We start from the raw sequence: 6,470 nt of genomic DNA on the forward strand, positions 1-6,470 counted from the left end.
GCGGGCCGCTGGGCCCGGCGGGGTCAGTGCCGGCCGTTCTCCGCCGGGGTGACCGTGAGGCGGTGCCGGCTGCCGTCGGCGCTGGAGAACGGCCAGAGCAGGTCGGCCTGCTCCACCAGCTCGGTGAGCTGCTGGCGGGTCAGGCCCACCGACGAGATCGAGGCGTGCACGTCGGCCCGGTACCGGCCGTCGTCGTCGCGTCCGAGGCTGGCCTCCGCCCGTACCTGTACGGTGTGCGCCTCGTCGGTGATCCCCCCGGCCGCCTCGACCGCCGCGTGGTGCAGGCAGGAGGCGAAGGCGGCGGCGAGCAGCTGCGACGGGGTGAGCCCGCTGCAGTGTGCCGCCAACGGAGAGGCGAGGCCGGTGGAGAGCGCCTCGTCGTCGGTGTGGATGTGGCCGCCCTCGGCGGTGGCCGTGGCAACCTCGTTCAGCCAGGAACTCATCACGTTCCTCCCGTCGCTCCCCGCCCGGCTACCCGACCCCGATCGGGTGAAACTCACCGGGGATGCCGGCTCCACTGCACACGCGGTGCGGCCTCGGTGGCCTCGGACGCCGCCCGCTCGGTCCACGGACTCACCGGTGGGCGCTGACGGGGCAGCAGGGGCTGGTGCATCGGCACGTACACCCGGGCGTCCACCGCCTCGGCCAGCAGCAGGGCGGTGACCAGGCTGGTCGGCCGCCGGGCGGGATCGTCGGCGAGGCAGCGCCGGCACAGGTCGGCCACCTCGGCGGGCAGGCCCGGGACCTCGGGCAGGGGGCGCGGTGGCTGCCGTCCGTGCGGCCCGAGCAACTGGGTGACGCTGTCCGCCGAGTACGGCAACCGCCCGGCCAGGCAGCAGTAGAGCAGCACGCCGAGGGCGTACATGTCGGCCGCCGTGGTGACCGGCGCCTGACGCAGTTGCTCGGGGGCGAGGTAAGCGGGCGTACCCACCACCACGCCGTCGGGGGCGTAGTCGGCGGTGCCGTTCGGGGTGGCGATGCCGAAGTCGAGCACCTTCACCCCGGACGGGGTGAGCATCACGTTCGCCGGTTTGACGTCACGGTGCACGATGCCGTGGGCGTGTGCGGCGGCCAGCGCGGCGCTGACCTCGGCGCAGACCCGGACGGCGATCTGCCAGTCCAGCGGCCCGGCGCGCAGGTGCGCGGCGAGCGTCAACCCCTCGGCCAGCTCCATCACGATGTACGGCTGCTCGCGTCCGGGCAGGCCGGCGCAGGTGCCGAAGTCGTGCACGCTGGCGACGTTGGGATGCACCAGGCGGGCCGCCGACCGGGCCTCGGCGCGGATCCGCTCGACCGAGGCGTCCCCGTCCGGCTGACCCGGCGACACCAGTTTCACCGCGACGGGCCGGTCGAGCACCGAGTCGTGGGCCCGCCAGACCTCGGACATCCCGCCGACGCCGATGCGCTGTTCGAGCCGGTATCGCCCGTCCAGCGTCCGCATGGACCGCTCCTCGTCCTCGTGCTGCTGCCGCGCCTCACCTGACTTGGCGGCGTCAGGCACGGTACCCCGTCGTTGATCAGGGCAAACCGGCCTCCGGCGGCGGCCGGTGCGTTAGCGTGCGAGCCGGGACGGCGACGAACCGGACGAACGGAAGGCGGAGCACACGATGAGTGAGGTGACCGTACGTTTCGTCGGTGGCCCGGCCGACGATCTGGTCCGGGCGTTGCCGGCCGGCCCGGACGGGGCGCCGCCCCGGCTGTGGGTGCTGCGTCGGCCGGAATCGGCGCCGGATCCCGCCGCCGACCATCTCTACGCGCGGCAGCGGCCCGACGGCACGGGCGACTGGACGATGCGTTTCGTCCGGACCGACCCGGTCGGCGTGACCGAGTGACGGACCCCGCGCGCGGGGAGTCCACACAGCCGGCACACAGGAACCGCACAAGCGGAGCCCAGTCGGTCCGCTCACGATGGGGACCATGATGAGCGAGGGAGCGGTCGGGCCGGGCCGCGTCGAGCTGCGCCGGCCCGACGGCGAACCGGTTCGGGTGCTGGTCGTCGACGACGAACCGACCCTGGCCGACCTGCTGTCGATGGCCCTGCGCTACGAGGGCTGGCAGGTCCGCACCGCCGGGGACGGAACGGCGGCGGTCCATGCCGCCCGGCAGTTCCGGCCCGACGCGGTGGTGCTCGACGTGATGCTTCCCGACCTGGACGGCTTCCAGGTGCTGCGCCGGCTGCGCGAGGAGGCCGCCACCCTGCCGGTGCTGTTCCTGACCGCCCGGGACGCGGTCGAGGAACGCATCGCCGGGCTGACCGTGGGCGGCGACGACTACGTGACCAAGCCGTTCAGCCTGGAGGAGGTGATCGCCCGGCTGCGGGCGCTGCTACGCCGCTCCGGCTTCGCGGTCGCCGCCCGCCCCGACGCGGTGCTCACCGTCGGGGGCCTCACGCTGGACGAGGAGAGCCACGAGGTACGCCGGGACGGGCAACTGGTCACGCTCACCGCGACCGAGTTCGAGCTGCTGCGCTACCTGATGCGCAACCCACGTCGGGTGCTCAGCAAGGCACAGATCCTCGACCGGGTGTGGAACTACGACTTCGGCGGCCAGGCCAACGTGGTCGAGCTGTACATCTCGTACCTGCGGAAGAAGATCGACGCCGGTCGCCCGCCGATGATCCACACGCTGCGCGGGGCCGGGTACCTGCTCAAGCCGGCGGAGTGAGCGTGCTGCGGCGCTGGCTGGCCGGCTGGTCGCTGCGTACCCGCCTGGTGGTCACGCTCGTCGCCCTGCTCGCCGTGGTCAGCCTGGCCATCGGTGGCCTGACCACGGTGGCGCTGCGGCAGTTCCTGATCTCCCGGGTGGACCAGCAGCTGCAGTCGATGCCCGGCGGCCGGCCCGGCGTGCCGTGGGAGCCCGTGCCGGGCGGTGGGCCGTGGAACGGCGACGTCCGGGTCCCGCGCGGCTTCCCGTCCGGCACGATCAGCGCGCGGGTCGTCGACGGTCGGGTCACCGAGGCGTGGACCCTCGTCGACCGCCAGGAGCAGGAGGTGCCGGTCGCGGAGCTGTCGGCGCTGTCCGGGGTGCCGACCGACGGCCGTCCGCGCAGCGTCGACCTGGGCGAGCGGGGCGGCTATCGGATGGTGGCCCGCCCGTCGGCCACCGGCACCGTCCGGGTGCTCGCGGTGCCGCTGTCCGGCGTCCGGGAGACCGTCTGGTGGATGGTGGCCGCGCAGACCGGCGTCACCGCGGCCGGGCTGCTGGTCGCCGGCACCGCCGGGGCGTTGATCGTGCGGGCCACACTGCGTCCGCTGCGTCGGGTCGCCGCCACCGCCGCCCACGTCAGCGAACTGCCGCTGGACCGGGGCGAGGTGGCCCTCTCCGAACGGGTGCCGGTCGCCGACACCGATCCGCGCACCGAGGTCGGGCAGGTCGGGTCCGCGCTCAACCGGATGCTCGGGCACGTCGCCGCCGCGCTCGCCGCCCGACAGGCCAGCGAGACCCGGGTACGCCAGTTCGTCGCCGACGCCAGCCACGAGCTGCGCACCCCGTTGGCCGCGATCCGGGGGTACGCGGAGGTGGCCCGTCGGGGTCGCGACCAGGTCCCGCCCGACGTGGCCCACGCGCTGCGCCGCGTCGAGTCGGAGAGCACCCGGATGACCCGACTCGTGGACGACCTGCTGCTGCTGGCCCGGCTCGACTCCGGCCGACCGCTGGCCCTCGAACCGGTCGACCTCACCGCGCTGGTCGTGGACGCGGTCAGCGACGCGCACGTGGCCGGCCCGGAGCACCACTGGCAGCTCGACCTGCCCGACGCCGTCGTCCGGGTGCCCGGAGACCCGGCCCGGCTGCACCAGGTGCTGGCGAACCTGCTGGCCAACGCGCGGGTGCACACGCCACCCGGCAGCACCGTCACCACCGGCCTGCGGCTGGCCGACGGCGTCGTCGAACTCCGCGTCGCCGACGACGGGCCGGGCGTGCCGCCGGAGCTGCGGCCGGAGGTGTTCGAACGGTTCGCCCGGGGCGACAGCTCCCGCTCCCGCGCCTACGGCAGCACCGGACTCGGCCTGTCCATCGTCGCCGCCGTGGTGGAGGCCCACCACGGCAGCGTCACGCTGGACACCCGCCCCGGCCGCACCGTCTTCACCGTCCACCTCCCCCGGATGTAAGGAGGGGACCCCTGCTAACGCCTCGTGCATAGCAGGGGTCCCCTCCTTACATCCGACTCGAACGCGGGGAAGTGGGCGTTGTGCCCGACAGGCAGCGGCAATCCGCGTACGGTGGCAGGAGTCCGGCAAAACGTGCAAAACGTGAAACGTATGCCGTAGACGACGACGTAGACGGCGAGGGGAAGGAGCGGTCGGTGGACCACCTGGCCTACCTGGACGCGGGATCCGGCAGCCTGATCGTGCAGGCGGTGGTCGGCGGTGTCGCCGGCGTCGCGGTGGCGGCCAAACTGTACTGGCGCAGACTCGTCGACCGGTTCCGCCGCCAGCCCACCGACCAGAACTGACCCGCCGGGCATGACGATCCCCGACCTCGGCCGGGCCGACCGGCAGACCTCGTCCGGCGTCGAGCTGCGGGCCGAACCCGGGTCCTTCCGCGACCCGGCCAACCGGGTCTTCCACGCCGGTGACGACGTGCTGCGGGCGCTGGACGAGACCGCCACGCAGCACTGGCGGGCGCTCGCTGGCAGCACGTTCTTCCCGCCCCTGCTCGCCGCCGGCAAGGTCTGCGGCACCGAGGAACTCCCGGCCGGCGCGCCGGTGCCGCCCTCCGCCGCACCGGCCGGCTCCGGAGACCCGACCGGCACGGGAGACCCCGCATGGGCGGCGGTGCTGCGGCACGAGCGCATCCCGTTCGTCTCCCACCCGTACGAGTGGTCCTTCGCCATGCTGCGCGACGCGGCCCTGCTGCACCTGGAGATCCTCCGGGCGGCCCTGCCGGCGGGCTTCACCACGAAGGACGGTTCGGCGTACAACCTCCAGTGGCGCGGCGTCGAACCGGTCTTCATCGACGTCGGCTCGTTCACCCCGCTGCGCGACGGCGAACCGTGGGCCGGCTACCGGCAGTTCTGCCAGACGTTGCTCTATCCGCTGATGCTCGGCGCCCACCTGGGGATGGATTTCCGGCCCTGGCTGCGGGCCCGGATCGACGGCATCGAACCGGAGCAGATGGTCCCGCTGTTCCGGGGCGTACGGCGGCTGCTGCCGGGCGTACCGACCCACGTCCACCTGCATGGCAGCGTGCAGCGGCGCAGCGCCGCCACCAGCACCTCGGACGTCCGCGCCCAGTTGCGCGCCGCCGGCTACACCCGGGAACTGGCCCTGGCCACCGTCCGGGGCATCGAGAAGCTGGTCCGCCGTCTCGACCACCGGCCCACCGCCACGCACTGGGTGGACTACCAGCGCACCTGCGGCTACTCCGGCGACGACCGCGCCGGCAAGGAACGGTTCGTCACCGCCGCGCTGACCTGCGCCGCCCGGCCGCGCATGGTGCTCGACCTGGGCGCCAACGACGGCCGGTACGCCCGCCTCGCCGCCCGGCACGCCGACTACGTGGTCGCCGTCGAGCAGGATCCGGCGGTGCTCGACCGGCTCTACCGCACGCTGCGCGACGAGCGGGAACCGCGGATCCTGCCGCTGGTCATGGATCTCGCCGACCCGTCGCCCGGCGGCGGTTGGCGTGGCGTGGAGCGGGCCTCGTTCGCCGACCGCGCGCAGGCGGACACCGTGCTCGCCCTGGCCCTGGTGCACCACCTGGCCATCGGGCGCAACGTGCCGCTGCCCGAGGTGGTCGCCTGCCTGGCCGGGTACGCCGTCCGGGGCGGCCGGCTGGTGGTGGAGTTCGTGCACCCCGACGACCCGATGGCCGCTCGGCTGCTGGCGAACAAGCCCGACGGTCTCTTCCCCGACTACCGGCGCGACGCCTTCGAGGCACTGCTCGGCGCGCACGGCACCGTCGAGGACCGGCTGGAGTTGCCCTCGGGCACCCGCACCCTCTACCGGGTGGCCCTGGGTGCGTGACCGACCCGCCGACGGGTCCGGCCCCACCGACTCCACCGCGACCGGCGCTGACAGTGCCGGCGCCGAAGCGGGGACCGGGGCTGCCGGGATCGACGGCGCCGGGGCCGGGGCTGCCGGGGGCGCGAGGGCGGGTCGCCGGTGGGGCGGTCGGTCGTGGGGCGGGTGGCGGGCCGAGGGCGGTCGGGTGCTGGAGGTGACGGCACTGGTCGGGCTGGCGGTCACCCAGCCGCTGCTGGACGTCCTCGGCCGCAGTCCGGACTTCTTCCTGTTCCACCGGGCCGACCGGGGCGAGATCCTGCTGCTGGTCGCCCTCGTCGCGATCGTGCCCACCGTCGCGCTCGGGCTGCTCGGCCTGCTGTCCGGGCTGGCCGGTCGGCTCACCCGGGCGGCCACGCACACGCTCCTGGTCGGCCTGCTGGTCGGCGCGTTGGCGGTGCAGACCGGCCGGCACGTCACGCCGCTGCGGGGCGTACCGCTGCTGCTGGTGGCGGCGGTGGCCGGGGC

7 protein-coding genes and 1 pseudogene are annotated in these 6,470 nt (G+C 74.3%); 6 read left to right on the forward strand and 2 right to left on the reverse strand.

Annotation, left to right across the window (positions count from 1 at the left end):
- Positions 1-23: 23 nt before the first annotated feature.
- Complete coding sequence (locus EYA84_RS23660) at positions 24-443, reverse strand: OsmC family protein (RefSeq protein WP_131055450.1); 420 nt, start codon at positions 441-443, stop codon at positions 24-26.
- Positions 444-496: 53 nt separating this feature from the next.
- A complete protein-coding gene (locus EYA84_RS23665; protein WP_131055458.1) occupies positions 497-1,441 on the reverse strand; it encodes a serine/threonine-protein kinase in 945 nt (314 codons plus the stop codon).
- Positions 1,442-1,607: 166 nt separating this feature from the next.
- Here EYA84_RS23665 and EYA84_RS23670 point away from each other — a divergent pair, with 166 nt between their 5' ends.
- From EYA84_RS23670 to EYA84_RS23690, 6 genes and pseudogenes are all read left to right on the forward strand, one after another.
- A complete protein-coding gene (locus EYA84_RS23670; RefSeq protein ID WP_131055452.1) occupies positions 1,608-1,832 on the forward strand; it encodes a hypothetical protein in 225 nt (74 codons plus the stop codon).
- A gap of 85 nt (positions 1,833-1,917) precedes the next feature.
- Entirely contained in the window at positions 1,918-2,664 is a 747-nt protein-coding gene (locus tag EYA84_RS23675; RefSeq protein ID WP_131055454.1) for a response regulator transcription factor, read from the forward strand.
- Positions 2,665-2,681: 17 nt separating this feature from the next.
- Positions 2,682-4,109, forward strand: coding sequence for a HAMP domain-containing sensor histidine kinase (locus EYA84_RS23680; RefSeq protein WP_131055460.1), 1,428 nt, complete (start codon positions 2,682-2,684; stop codon positions 4,107-4,109).
- Positions 4,110-4,303: 194 nt separating this feature from the next.
- Positions 4,304-4,453 carry a hypothetical protein gene (locus EYA84_RS33005; protein WP_162854381.1) on the forward strand — a complete coding sequence of 50 codons (150 nt, stop codon included), beginning with the start codon at positions 4,304-4,306 and terminating at the stop codon, positions 4,451-4,453.
- 10 nt (positions 4,454-4,463) lie between these two features.
- Complete coding sequence (locus EYA84_RS23685; protein WP_131055456.1) at positions 4,464-5,966, forward strand: class I SAM-dependent methyltransferase; 1,503 nt, start codon at positions 4,464-4,466, stop codon at positions 5,964-5,966.
- An 88-nt stretch (positions 5,967-6,054) separates the two neighbouring features.
- A pseudogene (locus EYA84_RS23690) lies at positions 6,055-6,470 on the forward strand (sulfatase); the annotation flags it as partial.

Source organism: Verrucosispora sp. SN26_14.1, assembly GCF_004307965.1.
Classification (GTDB): Bacteria; Actinomycetota; Actinomycetes; order Mycobacteriales; family Micromonosporaceae; genus Micromonospora.